This window comes from Allosaccharopolyspora coralli, from assembly GCF_009664835.1.
Classification (GTDB): Bacteria; Actinomycetota; Actinomycetes; order Mycobacteriales; family Pseudonocardiaceae; genus Allosaccharopolyspora; species Allosaccharopolyspora coralli.
In genome coordinates, this window is sequence record NZ_CP045929.1 from 2,233,355 (window position 1) to 2,254,577 (window position 21,223).

At 70.7% G+C, this 21,223-nt stretch carries 19 protein-coding genes; 14 read left to right on the forward strand and 5 right to left on the reverse strand.

Annotation, left to right across the window (positions count from 1 at the left end; genetic code table 11):
* Positions 1-250: 250 nt before the first annotated feature.
* Entirely contained in the window at positions 251-1,681 is a 1,431-nt protein-coding gene (locus tag GIY23_RS10570) for an amidase (RefSeq protein WP_154076497.1), read from the reverse strand.
* Positions 1,681-2,667, reverse strand: a complete 987-nt coding sequence (locus GIY23_RS10575) for a D-2-hydroxyacid dehydrogenase (protein ID WP_154076498.1) — start codon at positions 2,665-2,667, stop codon at positions 1,681-1,683. The genes GIY23_RS10570 and GIY23_RS10575 overlap by 1 nt, the downstream gene beginning before the upstream one ends.
* Before the next feature lie 204 nt (positions 2,668-2,871).
* Here GIY23_RS10575 and GIY23_RS10580 point away from each other — a divergent pair, with 204 nt between their 5' ends.
* The 5 genes from GIY23_RS10580 (at position 2,872) to GIY23_RS10600 (ending at position 6,667) form a co-directional block, all read left to right on the forward strand.
* The gene (locus tag GIY23_RS10580) at positions 2,872-3,366 is read left to right on the forward strand and encodes a DUF3830 family protein (protein ID WP_154076499.1); all 495 of its coding nucleotides are present in this window, start codon (positions 2,872-2,874) and stop codon (positions 3,364-3,366) included.
* Positions 3,367-3,378: 12 nt separating this feature from the next.
* Positions 3,379-4,137, forward strand: a complete 759-nt coding sequence (locus GIY23_RS10585; RefSeq protein ID WP_154076500.1) for a maleate cis-trans isomerase family protein — start codon at positions 3,379-3,381, stop codon at positions 4,135-4,137.
* Between the two features lie 169 nt (positions 4,138-4,306).
* Entirely contained in the window at positions 4,307-5,092 is a 786-nt protein-coding gene (locus GIY23_RS10590; protein ID WP_154076501.1) for a maleate cis-trans isomerase family protein, read from the forward strand.
* Positions 5,089-5,778, forward strand: a complete 690-nt coding sequence (locus tag GIY23_RS10595; protein WP_154076502.1) for a GntR family transcriptional regulator — start codon at positions 5,089-5,091, stop codon at positions 5,776-5,778. The genes GIY23_RS10590 and GIY23_RS10595 overlap by 4 nt, the downstream gene beginning before the upstream one ends.
* 145 nt (positions 5,779-5,923) lie before the next feature.
* Positions 5,924-6,667, forward strand: coding sequence for a Clp protease N-terminal domain-containing protein (locus GIY23_RS10600; protein WP_228717651.1), 744 nt, complete (start codon positions 5,924-5,926; stop codon positions 6,665-6,667).
* 45 nt (positions 6,668-6,712) lie between these two features.
* Here GIY23_RS10600 and GIY23_RS10605 read toward each other — a convergent pair whose 3' ends face one another.
* On the reverse strand, positions 6,713-8,191 hold the full coding sequence (locus GIY23_RS10605) for an NAD-dependent succinate-semialdehyde dehydrogenase (RefSeq protein WP_407646853.1): 1,479 nt from the start codon (positions 8,189-8,191) through the stop codon (positions 6,713-6,715).
* A 207-nt stretch (positions 8,192-8,398) separates the two neighbouring features.
* On the opposite strand from GIY23_RS10605, the gene GIY23_RS10610 reads away from it, so the two are divergent.
* Both GIY23_RS10610 and GIY23_RS10615 read left to right on the forward strand, forming a co-directional pair.
* On the forward strand, positions 8,399-9,649 hold the full coding sequence (locus GIY23_RS10610) for an aspartate aminotransferase family protein (protein WP_154076503.1): 1,251 nt from the start codon (positions 8,399-8,401) through the stop codon (positions 9,647-9,649).
* Between the two features lie 239 nt (positions 9,650-9,888).
* Positions 9,889-11,034: an LCP family protein gene (locus tag GIY23_RS10615; protein ID WP_154076504.1), complete on the forward strand. Its 1,146-nt coding sequence runs from the start codon at positions 9,889-9,891 to the stop codon at positions 11,032-11,034.
* Positions 11,035-11,414: 380 nt separating this feature from the next.
* Here the strand turns inward: GIY23_RS10615 and GIY23_RS10620 are convergent, their stop codons facing one another.
* The gene (locus GIY23_RS10620) at positions 11,415-12,263 is read right to left on the reverse strand and encodes a lysozyme (protein ID WP_228717652.1); all 849 of its coding nucleotides are present in this window, start codon (positions 12,261-12,263) and stop codon (positions 11,415-11,417) included.
* Positions 12,264-12,656: 393 nt separating this feature from the next.
* Here GIY23_RS10620 and GIY23_RS10625 point away from each other — a divergent pair, with 393 nt between their 5' ends.
* The 3 genes from GIY23_RS10625 to GIY23_RS10635 all read left to right on the forward strand — a co-directional run bounded on the left by GIY23_RS10625 (position 12,657) and on the right by GIY23_RS10635 (position 15,563).
* Positions 12,657-14,306, forward strand: coding sequence for an ABC-ATPase domain-containing protein (locus tag GIY23_RS10625; RefSeq protein WP_228717719.1), 1,650 nt, complete (start codon positions 12,657-12,659; stop codon positions 14,304-14,306).
* Positions 14,307-14,389: 83 nt separating this feature from the next.
* On the forward strand, positions 14,390-15,043 hold the full coding sequence (locus tag GIY23_RS10630) for a phosphoribosyltransferase (RefSeq protein WP_154076507.1): 654 nt from the start codon (positions 14,390-14,392) through the stop codon (positions 15,041-15,043).
* Between the two features lie 112 nt (positions 15,044-15,155).
* The gene (locus tag GIY23_RS10635) at positions 15,156-15,563 is read left to right on the forward strand and encodes a hypothetical protein (protein ID WP_154076508.1); all 408 of its coding nucleotides are present in this window, start codon (positions 15,156-15,158) and stop codon (positions 15,561-15,563) included.
* Positions 15,564-15,612: 49 nt separating this feature from the next.
* Here the strand turns inward: GIY23_RS10635 and GIY23_RS10640 are convergent, their stop codons facing one another.
* Positions 15,613-15,798: a hypothetical protein gene (locus tag GIY23_RS10640; protein ID WP_154076509.1), complete on the reverse strand. Its 186-nt coding sequence runs from the start codon at positions 15,796-15,798 to the stop codon at positions 15,613-15,615.
* Positions 15,799-15,938: 140 nt separating this feature from the next.
* Between GIY23_RS10640 and GIY23_RS10645 the strand changes: the two genes are divergently transcribed.
* The 4 genes from GIY23_RS10645 to GIY23_RS10660 all read left to right on the forward strand — a co-directional run bounded on the left by GIY23_RS10645 (position 15,939) and on the right by GIY23_RS10660 (position 21,179).
* Positions 15,939-18,338, forward strand: a complete 2,400-nt coding sequence (locus tag GIY23_RS10645; protein ID WP_154076510.1) for an ATP-dependent Clp protease ATP-binding subunit — start codon at positions 15,939-15,941, stop codon at positions 18,336-18,338.
* Between the two features lies 1 nt (position 18,339).
* The gene (locus tag GIY23_RS10650; RefSeq protein WP_154076511.1) at positions 18,340-19,173 is read left to right on the forward strand and encodes an SAM hydrolase/SAM-dependent halogenase family protein; all 834 of its coding nucleotides are present in this window, start codon (positions 18,340-18,342) and stop codon (positions 19,171-19,173) included.
* Between the two features lie 227 nt (positions 19,174-19,400).
* A complete protein-coding gene (locus GIY23_RS10655; protein ID WP_154076512.1) occupies positions 19,401-19,811 on the forward strand; it encodes a hypothetical protein in 411 nt (136 codons plus the stop codon).
* A gap of 93 nt (positions 19,812-19,904) precedes the next feature.
* A complete protein-coding gene (locus GIY23_RS10660; RefSeq protein WP_228717653.1) occupies positions 19,905-21,179 on the forward strand; it encodes a GAF domain-containing protein in 1,275 nt (424 codons plus the stop codon).
* Positions 21,180-21,223: the final 44 nt, after the last annotated feature.

Genomic DNA, 21,223 nt, shown 5'->3' on the forward strand with positions numbered 1-21,223 from the left:
CTCTTCTTCCGGTTACGCGGGGTGTCTCACCGGTGAGACGGCGAGGCGCGACTGCGGCGTTCCCGTGTTCCGTCGATCGTGTGACAGGGCGTGGGGAATCTGGCAGTTGTGCCCGTCGGGCCGCCTCTCACGTGCTCAGCCTGAGCAGGGTTAGGGGCTCCGGACGTCGGTCTTGGACCACTTACCCAAGTCCCACGAATGCGCTCTGAGCCACCGGCCACCGGGTGGGGTGTCGCGCCCGCCGTTGCGATCAGAGCGTGGGGCGGTGCCAGGGGCGGGCCCGTTCGAACGCGCGGGAGGCGCGGAGCACGAGCGGGTCCTGATGGCGTGCGGCCACGACCTGCAGTCCGATCGGTAGTCCGTCGGAGTCGTGTCCACAGGGGACGCTGGCGGCGGGCTGCTGGGTCATGTTGAACGGGTAGGTCAGTGGGGTCCATCCCGTCCAGCGCCGGTAGGGCGCCCCGTCGGGGACCTCGCGGCCTGCTTCGAACGGGGAGACCGGGACGGTGGCGGTGAGCAGCAGGTCGTAGGTCTGGTGGAACCGGCCGAAGTGTTCGCCGAGGGCCATTCGTACCCGCATCGCTTCGAGGTAGTCCTGCGCCGAGTAGCGGTTGCCTTCGTCGACGATCTCACGCAGTCCGGGGTCGAGGAGTGCGCGCTGGGCATCGGTGAGGTGTTCGGTGGACTTGGCGGCTCCGCTGAACCAGAGGGTGTGGAACTCCTCGACGCAGTCGCCGATGCCGGGGTCGACGGGCTCGACGTGCGCGCCGAGTTCGGCGAACGTCTCGGCGGCGCGGGTGACGGCGGCGGCGATCTCGGGGTCGACGTGGGCGTAGCCGAGGCCGGGGCTGACGGCGATCCGCAGGCCGCGCACGCCGTCCTCGAGACCGTCGAGGTGGGAGGCGGCGGGTGGCTGCAGACTCGACCAGTCGCGTGGGTCGAAGCGGGTGATGACGTCCATGAGCAGGGCTGTTTCGCTGACCGTGGTCGTCATCGGCCCGGCGTGTGCGAGGGTGCCGTACGGGCTGGCCGGCCAGTGAGGGATGCGCCCGTAGGTGGGTTTGATGGTGTAGATCCCGCAGAAGGACGCGGGGATGCGGACCGAGCCGCCGCCGTCGGTGCCGATCGACAGCGGCGCCATGCCCGCGGCGACGGCGGCGGAGGCGCCGCCGCTGGAGCCGCCGGGGGTGCGGCTGGTGTTCCACGGGTTGCGGGTGATGCCGGTGAGCGGGTTGTCGGTGACGCCCTTCCATGCCAGCTCGGGCGTGGTGGTCTTGCCGACGAACACGGCGTTGTGCTCGCGCATGCGCGCGACCGGGGGACCGTCGGTGGCCCAGGTCTGGTTCGGGTCGACGGTGCGTGAGCCGCGGAGGGTGGGCCAGTCGCGGGTGAGGAAGATGTCCTTGATCGACACCGGGACGCCGTCGATGAGCCCGTCGGGCCGGCCCTGGTGCCAGCGTTGCTCGCTGGCGCGGGCCTGCTCGCGGGCGCGGTCGGCGTCGACGAGGCAGAAGGCGTTGAGGTCGCCGTCGTGGGCGTCGATGCGGTCGAGGACCGCGTCGGTGGCCTCGACCGGGGACAGGGTGCCGTCGCGGTAGGCGGTGAGCAACGCGGTGGCGGTCAGGTCGGCCGGGCTCTCGGCCGGTGCCGCGTCGGTGCCGGTGCTGGTCGGTTGGGCCATCAGTGCTGCTCCGATCCGCTGGTGCTGACGTATCCGCGCTTCTTGTCGACGACGTTGTGCAGCGTCTCGTCCGCGAGGTAGCGGCGGAGGTTGGTGGTGAACAGGTCGGCGAGTTCGTCGGTCCAGCCGACCGTGTCGCCGGACATGTGGGGCGAGACGAGCACGTTCGGCATCTCCCACAGCGGTGAGGTTCCCGGGAGCGGTTCGGTGTCGAAGACGTCGAGGGCGGCGCCTGCGATGGTGCCCGCGGTGAGTGCTTCGACGAGGTCCTCCTGCACGGCGAGGTCGCCACGGCCGACGTTGATCAGGCGTGCGCTGGGCTTGAACCGGGCGAGGGTCTCGGCGTTGATCATGTGCCGGGTCTGTTCGGTCAGCGGAGCGGCGAGCACGACGTAGTCCTGGTCGCCGAGGACGTCGCCGAGCTGGTCGGAGGCGTAGACGTCGCCGAAGTCGGGGTCGTCGACGCGACCGACCCGGCCTGCTCCGGTCACGGACAGCCCGGCGGCGGTGAGCTGCTGGGCGATGGCCCGTCCGATGGGGCCGGTGCCGACGACGAGGGCGCGCTTGTCGTGGATGCGTTCGGTTTCCCGGTGCTGCCAGCGTTTCTCGTCCTGAAGCCGGACGCTGGTGTGCAGGTCCTTGGCGAAGGTGAGGACGGTGCCCAGGACGTACTCGGCCATCGGCCGGTCGAAGACGCCGCGGGAGTTGGTGAGGGTGGCAGGCGAGTCGAGAAGTCCGTCGAAAAGCAGCTTGTCGACGCCGGCGCTGGCGACGTGGACCCAGCGCAGGCAGTCCTGTGCGGGCCAGGCGTCGGCGACGGCCTCGGAGAGGAAGTGCCAGACGAAGAGCACGTCGGCCCCGGGCAGGGCGTCGGCGAGTTCGTTCTCGGTGGCGTAGCGGACCTCGGCGAGCTGTTCGATCTCGGCGCTGGTCGAGGGGTGGGTGCCGTCGTGGAGGACGACGACGGTGGGGTGCGTGGGGCTCATGTCCTGCCTTCGGTTCCGGTGGTCGGACGGTGTCGATGCTGTCAAAACCGGCGCCTGCCAGGGCGTTTGACACGCTAGAAAGCGCTCGTAGGATTGTCAACAATCCGTGCGTTCGCCGAGGTGGCGGACCGCCAGCGGAGGTCGACCCGTCCCCGGTGATTCCCGCCCGGGGTGATCCCGACGTTCGAACAGGGTGCGTGTGTGATGCCCAGGTACATGTCGATCACGCTGGAGAAGCGTGGTGTCTCCTGTGTCGCGGAGTTGCTCGACAAGGATGCGCCGCGCACGTGTGAGGCGGTGTGGCAGGCACTGCCGCAGGTGGGGCCCGTGCATCACGCGAAGTACGCGCGCAACGAGGTCTACACGATGGTCCCGCGGTTCGCCGGCACCGAGCCCGGCCAGGAGAACCCGACGGTCACGCCGATCCCCGGTGACGTCGTGTACTTCTCGTTCGACGGCGGCATGCTCGACCGCGAGTTCAAGGAGGAGAAGCAGCTCGACGAGCTGCCTGGTGTGATCGATCTGGCGATCTTCTACGGGCGCAACAACCTGCTGCTCAACGGGGACGTGGGCTGGGTTCCCGGCAACGTCTACGGCTCGATCGTAGAAAATCTCGGGCCGTTCGCGGAGGCGTGCAACGACGTGTGGCGCTCGGGCAGTGTCGGCGAGACGCTGCGCTACGAGCGGCACTCCGGGTAGCGGGCCGGCGTCGTGGCGACCGAGTGGTTGACCTCGGTCGACGGCCCCGCGCCGCAACGCGGGATCGGGGTGGTCGCCCCGTTCGATCTCGCGCTCGACCGCGAGTTGTGGCGGTGGACGCCTCCCGAGGTGTCGCTGTATCTGACGCGGACGGCGTTCGTGCCGGTGCCGGTGTCGGTGGAGATGGCTTCGATGGTCAGTGACGAGGCCGCGGTGCACAGCGCCACGCGTGACCTGCTGTCCCCGGAGCCGGAGGTGGTGGCGTACTGCTGTTCGTCGGGCAGTTTCGTGCACGGTTCGTCGGGTGAGCGGGCGTTGACGGAGGTGATGGTCGGGGCCGGGGCGCCGAGCGCGGTGACCGCGTCGGGCGCGCTGGTGGAGGCGTTGCAACTGCTGGACGTGCGGCGGTTGGCGATCGCGACGCCGTACGTGGAGAGCGTGACCGAGTTGCTGCACGCGTATCTCGACGAGTACGGCGTGGAGGTGGTGCGCAGCGTCGGGTTGGGCTTGTCCGGGCGGATCTGGACGGTCGACTACCGGCGGGTGGTGGAGATCGTGCGTTCGGCGGACTCGCCGGAGGCCGACGCGATGTTCATCAGCTGCACGAACCTGCCGACCTACGACATCATCGGTCCGCTCGAGCAGGAGCTGGGCAAGCCGGTGCTGACGGCGAACCAGGTGACGATCTGGGCGGCGCTGCGGCGGATGGGGCTGACGGCCCTCGCGCCAGATCAGCGGTTGATGCAGGCGGTGACGGCGTCGGCGGCGTGAGTTCGCTCGACCGGGATCTGCGTCGATCCAGTTACGAAGCAATTTCACTCCGCGTGGGCAGGGCCGTGCGATGCGGTAAGATTGTCGACAATTCACCGCAGTTCGGTGCTGTCCGCGTTTTCGACGAACCCGTCGCGGCTGCGTGGCGGGTCTGGCCTGACGACCAAGGATGGAGCGCCCGGTGTCACACACCGCTGGAATCCTGTACCCCGGGTACAGCGCCGAAGACGATTACCCCACGCTGGAGCGGCTGCTGGGCGGTGGTCTGCGTCTGCCGCTGGTGCACACGCTGATGCGTGAGGACGCCCACCGGGTCGACGCGCTGCTCGACGTCGGTTCGGCCGACGTGCTCGCCGACGGGGCACGCGAGCTGCTCGCCCACGACGTCGAGTCGGTCGTGTGGGCGTGTACTTCCGGCAGCTTCGTGTTCGGCTGGGACGGTGCGCGGGAGCAGGTCGACACGCTCGCGGCCGTGACCGGCCTGCCGACGTCGTCGACGTCGTTCGCGTTCGTCCACGCGGCCCGCCATCTGGGTCTGCGCCGGCTGGCGGTGGCCGCGACCTATCCGGCCGACGTGGCCGACCGGTTCCGGGAGTTCCTCACCGTTGCAGGGTTCGAGGTCCTCGGGCTGGCCAGCAGGGGGATCGTCACCGCCGCCGAGGTCGGCACACTGCCGCGCGAGCAGGTGTTGGAGTTCGCCGCGGCCCATGACGTCGCCGGTGCCGACGCCGTGCTGATGCCGGACACCGCGCTGCACAGCGTGGCCTGGTTGGACGAGCTCGAGCAGCGGGTGGGCAAGCCGGTGCTCACGGCCAACCAGGTCAGCGCGTGGGAGGGGCTGCGGCTGACCGGGCACGACGACCGCCACGAAGGACTGGGAACCCTGTTCCGCCGGGGCTTCGCGCCCGACGAGGTCACGACGGGAACCGCGCAGCGAGAGAGAGGTGTCGGGTGATCGGTGTCGAGGAGTACAACCAGCCCGGTGAGCTGGAGCGGGTGCAGCGCAAGTCCACGGCCGCGATCGTCGCCGACCAGTTGCGGTCGGCGATCATGCACGGGTCGCTCGAGCCGGGCAGTCAGCTCGGCGAGGCCGATCTCGCCCAGCGGCTCGGAGTGAGCCGGGGTCCGCTGCGGGAGGCGATGCAACGACTGGTGCAGGAAGGGTTGCTCACCAGCGAACCCCATCGGGGCGTGTTCGTGACGTCGTTGGACGCCGACGACGTCTACGACATCTACACCGCGCGGCTGGCGGTGGAACGCGCGGCGTGCGAGCAGATCCTGCGGTATCACCGGGTGGAGGCCGTCGCCGAGTTGACGGCGGCGCACGGCCGGATGGTCACGGCCGCCGAGGGCGGTGACCCGTTCGAGATCGCCGACGCCGATCAGGAGTTCCACGAGACGCTGGTGCGCGTGTCCGCCAGCCCCCGGCTGCAGCGGATGGCGCGGACGCTGTTGGTGGAGAAGCGGATGTGTCTGAACGCGTTGCAGGACAAGTATCCGCAGCACGACGGCCGTGGTCTGGTGGAGGAGCACGGTGGCCTCGTCGACGCGATCGAAGCCGGCGACCGGGACCTGCTGTTGACTCGGCTCGAGGCGCACATGACCGATGCGTTGAAACGACTGAACGCCTCGTTCGAGTAAGGGCGCCTGTCTTCAGGCCTTGCTCGGTGGGTCGGGTGGCGGAACCACCGGTCGGTGCAGTTTCCTGACCGCAGCCCGCGCGACGAAGGTGGCTGCCCGTCAACTGTAGGTTGACGAAACCGAACCGTCAACCTACAGTTGACGCATGGCAGGCGAAACCGAGGAGCCCACGCCGGTCGAGATGACCGGGACGGTGCGGCTGGACACGCTCATCAACGGCATCGAAGAAAGCACCACCGGCGTGCTCGACCGGCTCGGCAACGCGGTGCTCGCCGCAGACCACCTCGGCGAGCTCGCCGACCACCTCGTGGGGCACTTCGTCGATCAGGCTCGTCGCGCCGGGGTGTCCTGGACCGACATCGGGGCCGGTCTCGGCGTGAGCAAACAGGCCGCGCAGAAGCGGTTCCACATCAAGGGCGGCAGTGACGACCCCGGACCCGAGGAAGGTGGGTTCCACCGGTTCACCCCGCGCGCCCGCAACGTGGTCGTGGCAGCGCAGAACGAGGCCCGCGCCAGCGGACACGGCACGATCGCCGCCGAACACCTCGTACTCGGGCTGCTGGCCGAGCCGGAGTCGATGGCCGTCAAGGTGCTGGCGGACGAAGGCGTGGCTCCGGAACGGCTGCGCAGCGCCGCGCTCGACGCCCTGCCGGAGGGGCAAGGACAGCCGCCGGAACTCGTCCCGTTCTCGTCGCAGGCGAAAAAGGCGCTCGAACTCACGGTCCGGGAAGCCCTGCGGATCGGGCACAACTTCGTCGGTACCGAGCACGTTCTGCTCGCGCTGCTCGAACTCGAGGACGGCAGCGGTGTGCTCGCCGCGTCCGGCGCCCGCAAGGAGGCGATCGAATCGCGGATCGTGGCAGCGATCCCCGGCATCGGCACCACGTGAGTGGTGGGGGTTCGCCGACGACCGGCGAACCCCCACCGCACCGGCTCACAGACCGCCGATGGCGACGTACTTGGTCTCCAGGAACTCGTCGATGCCGACCTTGCCGCCTTCACGGCCCAGGCCGGAGGCCTTCACTCCGCCGAACGGGGCCGCGGGGTTGGAGACCATGCCCTGGTTGAGGCCGATCATGCCGGTCTGCAGCTGCTCACAGACCCGCAACGACCGTGTGAGGTCCTGGGTGTAGACGTAGGTGACCAGGCCGTACTCGGTGTCGTTGGCGTCGGCGACGACCTGCTGTTCGTCGGTGAACGTGCTGATCGGCGCGACCGGGCCGAAGATCTCCTCGGACCGCATCCGCGCGGCCTCGGGCACGTTCTTGAGCACCGTCGGCGGATAGAAGTACCCGTCGCTGTCGTGGGCCTCGCCGCCGAGCACCACCTCGGCGCCCTGGCCGACCGCGTCCTGCACGAGTTCGGTGACCTTGCCGAGCTGACTGGAGTCGATGAGCGGACCGACCTCGATCTCGTCGGTGACCCCGCGGCCGACCCGCAGCGCACCCATGCGCTCGGCCATGCGGCGGGAGAACTCGTCGGCGACGTCGGCGTGCACGTAGAAGCGGTTGGCCGCCGTGCACGCCTCACCGATGTTGCGCATCTTGGCCATCATCGCCCCGTCGACCGCCGCGTCGAGGTCGGCGTCGTCGAAGACGATGAACGGGGCGTTGCCGCCCAGCTCCAGCGACACCTTCAGCACCTGCTCGGCGGACTGTTCGATGAGCTTGCGGCCCACGGCGGTCGACCCGGTGAACGAGAGCTTGCGGGCACGCGGATCGCGGATCATCGGTTCCATGACACGGCCCGCGCCCTCGGCGGTGACGATGTTGAGCACCCCGTCGGGCAACCCGGCCTCGAGGAGGATCTCCCCGAGCGCCAACATCGACAGCGGGGTCTGGTGCGCGGGTTTGATCACCATCGTGCAGCCGGCGGCGATGGCCGGGCCGATCTTGCGGGTGCCCATCGCCAGTGGGAAGTTCCACGGCGTGATGAGCACCGCGGGGCCGACCGGCTGGCGCATCACCAGGAACCGGCCCTTGCCGTTCGGCGCGACCGCGTAGTCCCCGTCGATGCGGACGGCTTCCTCGGCGAACCAGCGGAAGAACTCCGCGGCGTAGGTGATCTCCGCGCGGGACTCGACCAGCGGCTTGCCCATTTCCAGGGTCATCAGCAGCGAGAGGTCCTCGTGGCGCTGCATGACGAGTTCGTACGCGCGGCGCAGGATCTCGCCGCGTTCGCGGGGCGGGTGCTGGGCCCAGCTCGACTGCGCCTCGTCGGCGGCGGCCAACGCCGCCAGGCCGTCCAGCGGGGTGGCGTCGGCGACCGAGCACAGTCCCCGGCCGGTCGAGGGGTCCTCGACCTCGTAGCTCGCGTCCGCGGTCGCCGGCCGCCATTTGCCGCCGATGAGCAGGTGCTTCGGTGCGGCGTCGACGACGCGGGACTCGTGCGGGTGGGTGATGGTGTCGTTCACGGCGAACGGGCCCCTTCGGTGTCTGCGACGGCTACGTGGCGCCCAGCCCGGTGACCGGTCCGCGTTCCTCGGCCGTGACGGTGGACAGGACGCAGTCGTGATGGTTGCATGTCAGGCAAGATTGTCAACAATCCTACAGGCGTGACGTGGGGGTGTCGTCCGCGCGCCACGCCGTATCCGCACGTTCCGACCGATCTGGAGTCGATCATGGCTGAGCTCTCGCCGGTGCTGAAGCAGGCGACGCCCGTACTGGCCTCCCGCGGGGACGGTGTTCACGTCTACGACGAGGACGATCGCCAGTACCTCGACTTCACCGCCGGGATCGGTGTCACCAGCACCGGACACTGCCACCCGCGGGTCGTCGAGGCCGCCCAGAAGCAGGTGGGCACCCTCATCCACGGCCAGTACACGACGATCATGCACCGTCCGCTGCTCGATCTCACGCAGCGACTCGGGGAGGTGCTGCCGACCGGGCTCGACCGGCTGTTCTACGTCAACTCCGGCAGCGAGGCCGTGGAGGCGTCGGTGCGGCTGGCGCGGCAAGCGACCGGGCGGCAGAACGTCATCGCCTTCCACGGCGGTTTCCACGGCCGCACCATGGGCGCGGGCGCGCTGACCACCTCGGGAACCAAGATCCGCGCCGGGATCGGCCCGATGATGCCCGGGACGGTGTTCGCCCCGTTCCCGGAGGCCTACCGGCAGGGTTGGTCGGAGGAGCAGGCGGTGCGGTTCGCGCTGCGTGAGCTCGACCATGTGTTGGCCACCGTGTCGGCACCGCAGGACACCGCCGCGCTGCTCGTCGAGCCGGTGCTCGGTGAGGGCGGCTACATCCCGGCGCCCGCCGCGTTCCTGCAGGGACTGCGGGAACGTGCGGACAAGCTCGGTGCGGTGCTCATTCTGGACGAGGTGCAGACCGGTGTGGGTCGTACCGGCACGTTCTGGGGTCACGAGCCATCCGGCATCCACCCGGACGTCGTCATCACCGCCAAGGGCCTGGCCAGCGGGTTCCCGATCTCCGGGATCGCCGCCGGCGAGGAACTCATGGGCAAGGCGTGGCCGGGCTCGCAGGGCGGCACCTACGGCGGCAACGCGGTCGCGGCCGCCGCCGCGCTGGCCACCCTCGACGTGGTGCGCGACGAGAACCTGGTGGCCAACGCCGCCGAGCAGGGTGACCGGCTCATGGAGGGACTCCGCAAGGTCGCCGCCGAGCACCCGGTGATCGGTGACGTGCGCGGCCGCGGTCTGATGATCGGCAACGAGTTCACCACCGCCGACGGGGAACCCGACGGCGCGAGCGCGGCGCGCGCGCACGCGGCGGCCGCCGAGCGCGGTCTGCTGCTGCTGACCTGTGGGCCGCACGGCAACGTGGTGCGGATGATCCCGCCGCTGATCGTGACCGCCGAGCAGGTCGACAACGCGGTGGGGCTGTGGTCGGAGTCCGTCGCCGCTGCAGCCTGACGAGATCGTGACGGTGCCGGGCGGGTCGTGACCCGCCCGGCACCGTCGTGTACGGACAGAGATCGGGACTGGTCACCGTGCCCCTTTCGGGCAGTTCGGTGAGCGAAAGGGTGGCCGCCGGAGGGATGATGCAACCCGAGGTCGCCGGGGTGCGTGGTCGGTCGTGTGGCATCTGGGATGCTGCACGGTCAAAGGCCGACACGGGCGTGTCGGTGACCCGACTTCTCCAGGTGAAGGTCATGAGTGATTGGTCGGCAGGACCGCCTGGGGGCGGACGTGCCCGCCCCCAGGGGCAGGGTGGCTACGATTACTACCGGGGGTTCCACCAGGGCCCGCGCCGCGAGGCGCCTCCTCCGCCCCCGCGCAACGGGCCGCCCCGTGACCGGCCACCGCAGCGGCCGAGCGGGCCGCCGCCGAAGCCGCGCCGTCGCAGGGGTGGCTGGGGCCGTCGCCTCGGGATCGCCTTGTTCGTCGTGGTGCTGCTGCTGGCTGGCCTGGTGATCTACGTCGACAGCACCTTGCAGCGCACCCCGGCGTTGGCCGACTACCCCGGTCGGGTCGCGGACACGCCCGGCACGAACTGGCTGCTGGTGGGCACCGACAGTCGTGAGGGGCTCGACGAGGGCCGTCGTGAGGAACTCTCCGCCGGTGACGCGGCCGGTCGGCGCACCGACACGATGATGCTCATGCACGTGCCCGCCGGAGGCGGTCAGCCCGCGTTGATCAGCCTGCCGCGGGACTCCTACGTGCCGATCGGCGACCAGGGCCGCGGCAAGCTCAACTCGGCGTTCAATTCCGGCGGACCCGAACTGCTCGCCCAGACCGTGGAGAAGACCTCCGGCGTGCGGGTCGACCACTACGCCGAGATCGGGTTCGGTGGGTTCGCCGATCTCGTCGATGCCGTCGGCGGCGTGGACATGTGTCTGGACGAGCCGATGCAGGACCCGATGGCCGGCATCGACCTGCAGGCCGGGTGTCAGGAACTCGACGGCGGTCAAGCGCTCGGGTTCGTACGCTCCCGGAACTTCTCCGAGGGCGACCTCGAACGGGTCGCCAACCAGCGCAAGCTGCTCGGCGCGATCGTGGACAAGGCCACCAGCCCGGCGACGTTGCTCAACCCGTTCCGGCTGGTGCCGCTGGCCTCGTCGGCGGGCAAGACGTTCCTGGTCAACGACAGCGACCACGTGTGGCATCTGGCGGCGCTGGCGTGGGCGATGGGCCGGGTCAGCGGCGGCGACGGCGTCACCACCACGGTCCCGATCGGCGGGTTCGGCTCGGACGAGAACGGCGGGTCGGTCGTGCTGTGGGACAAGTCGAGCGCTTCGGCGATGTTCGAGGCGATCGCCAACGACCAGCCGATCCCGCCCGAGGTGCTACCGAACTGACCGCTGCGGTACCTCACCTCGCGGCTGGCCGTGCGGTGAGGTACCCGGGTGTCCGGTCCGCGTAGGCGGCGGGCATTCCTCGGCGCGAGGGTGCCTGGCCACCGCCCTCAACCAGTGCGTCCCCACAGGTGGCCACTCGAGAAGGCGATCCCGCGCAGAAGAGGGTGGTTCCGCCGCCCGACCCACGTCTGCAAGGTCCGGTACCGCCACCCCAGTTCGTGCCTCACGGCGTTGGGGTCCTCTCGAGTACCCACACGGACGCGGCGACGACCCTGCCTTGCCAGGCACGAACTCCGGACACCGGAGCCCCTCGCCCTGCCCCGGCTGGTCACTCGCGAGGCGTGCCCTACGGGCACAAACGCCAGTTCCCGAGGACCCTCTCAACCCGCGAACCGTCCGAGCTGAGCGACGTCGCCGTTGAAGACGTTCTGGTCGCCGGGGAAGACGCCCTCGTCGTCGAACTGCCAGATCGTCTCGTAGGTCCATCCCGCGGGCAGCGGGTCGACCTGCTCGGAGTACCGGGCGATCCACAGTGGGTTGTTCGGGGCGAAGTCCGGGTTCCCGCCGGTGCACTGGTTCCACCAGTCGGTCGTGGTGTAGATCGCGGGGAACCGGCCGGTGCGGTCGCGGTAGGTGTTGGAGAACTCCGCCAGCCAGTCCGACATCTCCGCGGGACCGAGGCCGTAGCACGTCTCGCCGTACGGGTTGTACTCGATGTCGAGCGCGCCCGGCAGGGTGCGGCCGTCAGGAGTCCAGCCGCCGCCGTGGTCGACGAAGTAGTGCGCCTGTTCGGCGCCGCTGGAGCGGTCGGGCAGCGCGTAGTGGTAGGCGCCGCGCGTCATGCCGACGTCGTAGGAGCCGTTGTACTGCTGGGCGAAGTGCGGATTGACGTAGCCGGTGCCCTCGGTGGCCTTGACGTAGGTGAACCGGGCGCCGTCGGCCCACGCCCGTTGCCAGTCGACGTCACCCTGCCATCCGCTGACGTCCATTCCCGCCACGGAGCCGCCTGCGACGTCCGGGACCGAGGTGGTGATGCGCGGCGCCTGATCGTCTTCGAGGCTGTGCCCGGCCCACGCGCCGTGTTCCGAGCCGGGTTCGGGCGAGGGAGGGTTCGGTTCGTCGGCGGTGGCGACGCCGGGCGCCAACAACGCGGCCGTGACGGCCAGCAGTAGCGCGGCCGCGCCGTGACGGATGCGGTTGGGGATCTGCCGGGAACGTGGTGGGGTCACGTCGAGTCGCCTCCTCGGGGCCGGTGCCGTCGGGGTCCGGGTCGCCGGACGTGAGGGATCATTCATACGGAGCGGAGGCTAACGTCGCGGAGACGATCTCGCCGGGTGGAGCGCGAAACAGTTCACCCGTCCGTCCTAGTCGGACCGGCATCGCTGCTGGCCTGGGAGGACGTCGTCGGCCATACTGGTCCACAGTGGCCTTGATCACGCGAGCGGACGGCGGTTCGCCGGGACCCGGTGTGCATGCATCCAGTGGTCTCGGGTAGTTCTCAGGGTATGGCTCAACGACCAGGAGGACCGCGGTCCGGCCGCGGGCAGAAACGTCCCCACGGCGGGCGCCCGCATGGCGGGTCCGACGCGCCGGCGGAGAGGGGCCCGCGAGACGCCTCGAACCTGAGCGGGCAGCTGCGTGACATGCACGGCTCCGGCTACGGCCGGTACAAGTCGCTGATGGGGGTGTGGCGCTTCGACGGTTTCGACCTCGAGGTGCAGAAGATCCAGCCCGACCCGTTCGCACCGGCGAGCCGCTGCGAGGTCCGCGTGCATCCCGAGCACGCCGCGATCGACCGGCACTGGTGGTCGAACTCGGTGCGGGCCCGCGCACTGGCGGGGTTTCTGGTGCGCGCCGCCGACCGCGTGTTGCGGGACAGCCGTCTGCGGGTCGATCCCGGACGTCAGGAGGTGCTCGACCGGGCCGCGTGTCAGATCGTCGACGGCCAGGTGCGGCTGCGGCTGGGGATCGACATGCCCGGCAAGGGACGCAGCATCGACGGCCGGGCCGCCGAGCAGGCGCTGTGCCGGGATCTGCCGAACATGGTGCAGGCGGCGCTGCGGTGGGAGACCGCCGACCAGGACAGGTTGCAGGAGTTCGTCGACTCGGTCGAGGACACCGACGCGCTGCGCCGCGTCCTCGACGAGCGAGGCTGGGTGGCGTTCGTGGCCGACGGGGCCATCCTGCCGCGGCGCAGCGGAGTCGACGAGCGCCCGCTCTCGGACGCGGTGCCGTTCCGGTCGCCGGAGTCACTGCGGGGTGAGGTCGACCTGCCGCACCGTGGGCGTGTGTCGGGGATGGGCGTGCCGGAAGGCATCACGCTCGTCGTCGGTGGTGGTTTCCACGGCAAGTCGACGCTGTTGCGGGCGTTGGAGGACGGCATCTACGACCACGTGCCCGGTGACGGGCGCGAGTTGGTCGTCAGCCGCCCGGACACGGTCAAGGTGCGCGCCGAGGACGGCAGGCGCGTGCATCGGGTCGATGTCGGGGCGTTCGTGGACCACCTGCCGACCGGAGCCGACACGACGGATTTCTCCACCGACAACGCCTCGGGTTCGACCTCGCAGGCGGCGGGGCTGGTGGAGTCCGTGGAAGCCGGGGCGAAGCTGCTGCTGCTCGACGAGGACACCGCGGCGACGAACCTGATGATCCGCGACGCCCGGATGCAGACCCTGGTGCACAAGGATTCCGAGCCGCTGACGCCGTTCGTCGATCTCATCCGGCCGCTCTACGAGCAGCGTGGGGTCTCGACCGTGCTGGTGATGGGTGGCTCGGGGGACTACATGGACGTGGCCGACCGGGTGCTGATGATGGACGCCTACGCCGCGGTCGAGGTCACCGACCGGGCGCGGGAGATCGCGGGCACCCCCACCGGCCGCAGCCGGGAGGCCAGCGAGTTCCCCGCGACCCGGCACCGCGTCGTGGATCCGCGGTCGATCCCGACCGAGAAGCCGAAGGTGCGGTCGCGGGGCGTCGACGCCCTCACCCTCGGCGAGTCCACCGTGGAGTTGCGGGCGGTGGAGCAGATCGTCGATCCCGGCCAGGTCACCGGGATCGGGCTCGCGTTGGTCACGTGCGCGCGCTCCGGGCTGATCGACGGCACCCGCACGGTCGCCGAGATCCTCGACGCCTTCGACGGAGAGGTCGCCGAACGCGGCATCCACGCCGTCGACGCCCGTTATGCGGGCGAGTTCGTGGTGCCGAGGCGGTTCGAGCTGGCAGCGGCGCTCAACCGATTGCGGACGCTGCGGGTGGCGCGGCTGCAGCGGTGACCGCTGTCGCGCGCGGGTGACGACGCGCATGATGGGTGCAGGGAACGGCCCCGCACACCGTGCCTCGTCGACAGGAGGTGTCGATGCCGGTGATCCGCTATCCGGGAGGGACGGCGCAGCACTACGAGGACCGGCAGCACGCCGGGCAGGTTCTCGCGAGCGAACTCGCCGCCCGTGTGGTCCACGATCCCGTCGTGCTCGGGCTGGCCCGCGGCGGGGTTCCGGTGGCCGCGGAGGTCGCCACGGCGATGCGGGCTCCGCTGCGGGTGTGCGTGGCCCGCAAGATCGGAGCGCCCGGACAGCCCGAACTCGCGCTGGGGGCGGTGACCGCCGACGGGCCCGCGACCTACGATCCGCGTCTGCTGCGTGCCTTTCACACCGACGAGGAGCAGTTGCGGCCCGAATGCGAGCGCGAACGCGAGGAGGCCCGGCGTCGGGAGGAGCGGTACCAGCGTGCGGACACGTCCCTGCGTGAGCGCGACGTGATCCTCGTCGACGACGGCATTGCGACCGGCGCGACCGCACGCGCGGCCGTGCGGATGGTGCGTGCTTCCGTGCCGCACAGCATCGTCTTCGCCGTCCCGGTCGGGGCGCCGGAGGCAGTGCAGTCGATGGAGGCGGAGGCCGACACGGTCGTGTGCCCGTTGCAGCCGTCCGAGTTCAGCGCGGTCGGGCAGTGGTACCGGGACTTCGGGGCGACCACCGACGACGAGATCGTGACGTTACTGGCACGGTGAGTGACGCGCTGCAGGTCAGGCCACCAGGGTGTGCCGGAGGGGCGGGCGTGGCCGTGACGGATCGGCGCGTCGGTCTGGAACCCTGCGCGATTTTGCGGTTTGCTGGGGGACTATGAGTCCGGCACAACCCCCTTCTTCGACCGCGCGGGCGCGCGGTGGCCCACCCTCGGCGGCCGGTGGCAGGTCCGCGACCAGACGCGGAGGAACGGGGGAGCCGGTCGCCGCCGCCGAGGTCGCCGCCGAACTCGGTGAGGCTGCGGCCGCGCTGGGCAGGCAACTGCGGGACCCGGCGGTGGCCCGGACCGTGGAGGAGTTCGAGCAGATCAGCCGGGGCTTCGCCGCGACCACCGAAGGCATGGCCGACGGGATCAACGGGATGACCGAATGGCTGCGTGCCGCCGGGCACACCGGAACCGTGACCGGCAACACCAGTGTCGTCGCCGACCGGCTCGCCCACATCGGCAACGAACTCACCCGGCTCTGCGAGGTACTCAGACAGGCCGAGCAGCAGGCTGACTGAACCGGGCCCGGGGTGTGAGCGGGCATCGTGGAACTGGGGACGCCGGGCCTCAGTCCGGTGCGTCACCGGATTTCGGCGGTTCCGGTCGCAGCAGCGCCGGGTCGTCGTCGGCGGGAGGTTCGGCGTCGAGCGCTTCCTCTGCACGTGTCGGATGGTTGCCCTGCACGAGCCCACGAACCTCTTGCTCGAGGTCGTCGTCCTGCCGCGGCCCGTGTTTGTCGCTTCCTCGCTGCATGTGCCCTCCTTTCGCGTTGTCCGGGGCGTACCCGGGTGCCGGGGTGGGGAAACGCGGCCGAGGACGCGGCGGTGGGTGCGTCGTCGGCGTCAGTATCGTGGTCGGAGCTGATCACGACGGCAGCTGTTCGGGAGGTGTGCGTGAACCGGGGCACTGGGGAGGACACGGGTGCCTTCGACTCGCTGCTCAGCCAGTGGTTCGACTCCGCGCACGGCGCCGCGAGCGCACCGGCGGTCACGGAGTGGTCCACGGGCGTGGGAACGGTGTTGGACGCGACGGTGCACGAGGTGCTCGCGCACGCTGTGCGAGCGACGGTGCAGTGGCGCAGCGGGGAGCTCGACAGCACGCACATGCTGTGGGCGATGACCCGGGTTCCTGCCACGGCGGCGTTGCTGACCGAGTCCGGTGTGGTGGTCTCCGACCTCGCCGCGGCATTGTCGTCGACCGCCGAGTCCGATGTCTCGTTCACCCCGTGGAGCGTGGGGCGAGAGCCGAGGCTCTCGGCGGCGGCACGGCGCGCCCTGGTCGGCGCGCATCGTCAGGCGCAGGAGGAACGCGTCGGCACCGTCGCGGCTCGGCACCTGCTGCTCGGGGTGGCCACCGACGCCGAGTCGGTCGCGGGCCGCGCGTTGGCGCGCGCGATCGAGAACAGCGACCCGTCGGGGCAGCATCACGTGGCGGTGGCGTGGAGTGGCGAGCACGGCACCAGCGCCACGCCACGGCTCGACGAGTTCGGGCTGGATCTCACCGAGTTGGCCAGAGCAGGCGAACTCGACCCCGTGGTGGGCCGCGACGAGGAGATGGACCAGGCACTCGAGGTGCTGGGACGGCGCGGCAAGAACAACCCCGTCTTCGTCGGCGACCCCGGCGTCGGCAAGACCGCGATCGTGGAAGGGCTCGCGCAGCGCATCGTCGACGGCTCGGTCGGCCCGCTGGCCGGCCGGCGGCTGGTGTCGCTGGACCTGGCGGGCATGGTCGCCGGGGCGAAGTTCCGCGGCGAGTTCGAGCAGCGGTTCCGGGAGGTGCTCGCCGAGGCCCGCCGGGGCCGCGACGAGATCGTGCTCTTCCTCGACGAGATCCACAGCCTCGTCGGCGCCGGGGCGGGGGAGAGTTCGATGGACGCGGCCACTCTCCTCAAACCGGCGTTGGCACGCGGTGAAATCTGCCTGCTCGGTGCGACCACGCAGGAGGAGTACCGGCGGTACGTCGAGAAGGATCCGGCGTTGGCACGGCGGTTCCAGACGATCGCCGTCCCGGAACCGTCGGTGGAGGACACGGTGCCGGTGTTGCGCCGTGCCCGCGTCGGTTTCGAGCGCCACCACAGGGTGCGGGTCGCCGACGAGGCGGTCCGTGCGGCCGCCGAACTCTCCGACCGGTACGTCACCGACCGGTTCCTGCCGGACAAGGCCGTGGACCTGCTGGACCAGGCGTGTTCGCGGGTGCGGCTGCGGCAAACGGGGACCGAATCCGAAGAGGGGTCGCCGCCGCCGGTCAGTGGTGAGGACGTCGCCGAGGTCGTCTCTCGCCGCACCGGGATCCCGGTGGCCGATCTGACCGTCACCGAACGCGTCCGGCTGTTGAAACTGGAACGGGAGTTGCAGACCTCGGTGATCGGTCAGGACGCCGCGGTGCGCTCGGTGGCCGAAGCCGTGCGCCGTGCCCGCGCCGGGCTCGGCGATCCCGAACGTCCGATCGGCAGCTTCCTGTTCCTCGGCCCGACCGGTGTCGGCAAGACCGAACTCGCCCGCGCGCTGGCACGGTCCTTGTTCGGTGACACCGACCGGATGATCCGGTTCGACATGGGCGAGTTCCAGGACAAGCACACGGTCTCCCGGCTCGTCGGTGCCCCGCCCGGCTACGTCGGCTACGAGGAGGCCGGACAGCTCACCGAGCGGGTCCGGCGCACGCCGTACTCGGTGCTGTTGTTCGACGAGGTCGAGAAGGCGCACCCGGACGTCTTCCACACCCTGCTGCAGGTCCTCGACGCCGGCCGGTTGACCGACGCCCAGGGCAGACACGTCGACTTCAGCAACACCGTCGTGATCATGACCTCCAACCTCGGCGCCTCCCAGCTGGCACGGCCGGGACTGTCCACGGCGGAGGCGACGATGGCGGTCTGGGAGGAGCTGCGGGGGTTCTTCCGCCCGGAGTTCCTCAACCGCATCGACGACGTGACCGTCTTCCGCGCCCTGCAACTCCCGGAGTTGGTGGAGATCACCGGGCTGCTGCTGGAACGCACCGCCGCCGCACTGCTGGCCAAAGGGGTGCGCATGGACGTCGGCGAGCGGGCGGTGGAGTGGCTGGCCGAACGCGGGCACGACCCCGAGTTCGGCGCCCGCCCGCTGCGCCGCGTCATCCAACGGGAACTGGACAACCGGCTCGCCGCGCTCGTGCTCGAGGGCTCCCTGGTCGCCGGACACACCGCCCACATCGAGGTTCACGGCGACGAGCTGACCGTCCGGGTCTCCTCGGTGTGGGAACCCGCACCCGCAGGAAGGCACGCGGCCCACGAGCGGGCGACGACCGAGGCGGTGCACTGACATGACCGGCCCCGCACACGAGGCGCACGGACCGCAGCTGGTGTCGTTCACCACCGACTACGGGTTGGCGGACGGGTTCGTCGCCGCCTGTCACGGCGTCGTTGCCCGGCTAGCACCGCGCGTGCGGGTCCTCGACGTCTCTCACGAGATCCCGCCGCAGGCCGTCCGCGCCGGGGCGGAAGTGCTCGCCCAGACCGCGCCGTACCTGCCGGAAGCCGTGCATCTCGTCGTCGTCGATCCCGGCGTCGGCACGCGGCGGCGCGGCGTGGTCGTCGTCGCAGGGCGCGGATTTCTCGTCGGACCGGACAACGGGGTGCTGCTGCCCGCAGCGGAGGCGCTCGGCGGAGTCCGCGGGGCGGTCGCGCTCACCGACCCGACGTGGTGGCTGCCGGAGGTGTCGAGCACGTTCCACGGCCGGGACGTCTTCGCCCCCGTTGCCGCGCACCTCGCCGCCGGTGTGTCTGCCGAGCGCGTGGGCGAGCCCGTCGAGCCGAGCGGTCTCGTCCGGCTGCCCGAGCCGATCTGCGAGGTCGACGACACCGGGCTGCGGGCAGAAGTCCTCACCGTCGACCGATTCGGCTCGGTGCAGCTGGCCGCTCATGCCGCACAACTCCCGTGGTCACCGGGCACCGCGGTCACCGTCCACGAGCAGCCTGCCACGGTGGCCACGACCTTCGCCGACGTCGCCGTGGGCGAGCTTGCCGTGCTCGTCGACTCGGCAGGCCACGTGGCCGTCGCGGTCAACCAGGGTTCGGCCGCCGATCGGCTCGCCGCAGGGCACGGCAGCGTCCTCGACGTCAGGGTCGCCACGGACCGGTCACCGCCTCGGGGCTGAGGTCACGGAGACGGTGCCGTGCCGTCGCCTGCCACCACACCCGTCGCGGACGTCCGCTGTCTCTCGGCAGGATCGACCCTGGCCACGCCACGATCACCACGGTTGTGGTGGCGAGGAAACCGGTGCGCCCTCCGGGGAGCCCCTCCGGTGCACGACGGCCGCGTTCCGGGCCGATGCCGGGGTTTGTCCGGAGCCGCGCGTCCACAGTGACCGGCGATGCTCGTACCATGAGAAACGACATCGAGCACCTGCCTTGGCGACTGATCACGGCCTTGGGGGCGTTCGCCTTGCTGCGACCGTTGGCGAGCATCCTCGGGCTCAGCGACACGTGGGGGAAACCAGCGACTCCGCTGCTGCTCACCGGCGTGATCACGGCGGTCTGGGTCGGCGTCGTCGTCGCTCGCCGGGTGCCGCGACCACTGCTGACCCTGAGCCTGGCCGGAGCCGTCTACGCGGTCTTGCTGATCCCGCTGAGCGCCGTGTTGTCGCTGCTGTTGAGTGGGCAGCTGCAAGGACCCCTCGCCACACCGGTGGCGATCGTCCCGCTGGTGATCACCAACGTGCTCTGGGGTGCCGTCGCAGGGGCGATCGCCCTGGCAATGCAGCAACTCAGCCCAGGCACGACCCGCACCCGCTGACCGTCGCGTGAGCCCCGCCGACGTAGCGACGTCTTTGCGCGTGCCGGTGCCCTGGATCACACTGGCAGGGCGTGAAAGGCAGGTGCGGATAGCGTGCGCAGCGACGACCAGCTCGAAGCCGCCGTGCCGCCGGGCGTGGACCCGCGGGCGCGGGCCCGGGAACTCGCCCGCGTCCACGACGAGGCGATCAGCAGCGGACGCCCGCACGCCGCGCCCCGCCCGATCATCGGCGACTCCTGGCGCCGGCTGCTCGGGCACGGCATGGACCCGGACCACGGTGGGACCGCATCCGTCCTCGGTGACGACCAGGTCGAACAGCGTCGGTCGCGATCCCGGATGAGCGGGCTGCTGCCGACGCTGCGCACCGGGCTGGGTGAGGTCGCCGATCACGACGCCAACATCATGGTCGTCACCGACGCCGACGGCCGCGTGTTGTGGCGGGAAGGGTCTCGACGCGGCGGGCGTGGGGCGGATCGGTTGGGATTCGTGCCCGGCTCGTGTTGGAGCGAAGACGTCGTCGGCACGAACGCGATCGGCACCGCCCTGGTCGTGGGAGCTCCGATGCAGGTCTATTCGGCCGAACACTTCGTGCGCAGCCATCACCCCTGGACTTGCTCGGCCGCGCCGGTCCGCGACCCGCGGGAGGGCAGCGTGCTCGGCGCGGTCGACCTCAGCGGCCCCGCGTCCTCGGTGCATCCCACGACACTGGCGTTGATTCGGGCCGTCGCGCGACTGGCCGAATCCGAACTCCGCGCCCGCCACCGCGACGAGCTCGACCGGCTGCGGGCGGTCGCCGCACCGCTGCTGGCCGGGCCCGGCGAACCGGCCGTGGTCACCGACCGGCACGGCTGGGTCGCCGGAGTGCGCGGGCTCGCCCCACTCGACACAGTGATGCTGCCTGAGCAGATGGGCCAGCGGGTGTGGCTGCCCGCGTTCGGCGACTGCGCGGTCGACCCGGTCCCGGGAGGATGGCTGATCCGCACGCGGCCCAGCGACCCTCCCCGCCCGGGCACGGCGGAACTGGATCTCGGTGATCCGCACCACGCCCGGCTGCGGCTGACCGGCGACGGCGGGAGCTGGGAGCACCCGCTCACTCCGCGCCACGCCGAGATCCTTTACGTGCTCGCCCGGAGGCCCGAGGGGCGCACCGCCGCGGAACTGGCCGTCGACCTCTTCGGCGACCCGAGGCGACAGGTTTCCGTGCGCGCCGAGATGTCCCGTCTGCGCAGGCATCTCGCCGGCGTGCTCGACCACCGGCCGTACCGGTTCACCGGCACCGTCCGCGTCACGACGTACACCCCGAGCGGTGGCGTACCGCTGCCGTACTCGCAGGCACCCGGCGTGCGGGCACTGCGAGGTGGGAACTGATCGTTTCGACGTCCGCGCCCGCGGGTACTCGGCGACGCGGAGGA

What these genes read in the sequence shown, in the direction of transcription:
- GIY23_RS10570 (WP_154076497.1), bottom strand. Translation starts at nt 1,681, where the DNA reads ATGGCCCAACCGACCAGCACCGGCACCGACGCGGCACCGGCCGAGAGC.
- GIY23_RS10575 (WP_154076498.1), bottom strand. Translation starts at nt 2,667, where the DNA reads ATGAGCCCCACGCACCCCACCGTCGTCGTCCTCCACGACGGCACCCAC.
- GIY23_RS10580 (WP_154076499.1), top strand. Translation starts at nt 2,872, where the DNA reads ATGCCCAGGTACATGTCGATCACGCTGGAGAAGCGTGGTGTCTCCTGT.
- GIY23_RS10590 (WP_154076501.1), top strand. Translation starts at nt 4,307, where the DNA reads ATGGAGCGCCCGGTGTCACACACCGCTGGAATCCTGTACCCCGGGTAC.
- GIY23_RS10600 (WP_228717651.1), top strand. Translation starts at nt 5,924, where the DNA reads ATGGCAGGCGAAACCGAGGAGCCCACGCCGGTCGAGATGACCGGGACG.
- GIY23_RS10610 (WP_154076503.1), top strand. Translation starts at nt 8,399, where the DNA reads ATGGCTGAGCTCTCGCCGGTGCTGAAGCAGGCGACGCCCGTACTGGCC.
- GIY23_RS10615 (WP_154076504.1), top strand. Translation starts at nt 9,889, where the DNA reads ATGAGTGATTGGTCGGCAGGACCGCCTGGGGGCGGACGTGCCCGCCCC.
- GIY23_RS10630 (WP_154076507.1), top strand. Translation starts at nt 14,390, where the DNA reads ATGCCGGTGATCCGCTATCCGGGAGGGACGGCGCAGCACTACGAGGAC.
- GIY23_RS10635 (WP_154076508.1), top strand. Translation starts at nt 15,156, where the DNA reads ATGAGTCCGGCACAACCCCCTTCTTCGACCGCGCGGGCGCGCGGTGGC.
- GIY23_RS10640 (WP_154076509.1), bottom strand. Translation starts at nt 15,798, where the DNA reads ATGCAGCGAGGAAGCGACAAACACGGGCCGCGGCAGGACGACGACCTC.
- GIY23_RS10650 (WP_154076511.1), top strand. Translation starts at nt 18,340, where the DNA reads ATGACCGGCCCCGCACACGAGGCGCACGGACCGCAGCTGGTGTCGTTC.
- GIY23_RS10655 (WP_154076512.1), top strand. Translation starts at nt 19,401, where the DNA reads ATGAGAAACGACATCGAGCACCTGCCTTGGCGACTGATCACGGCCTTG.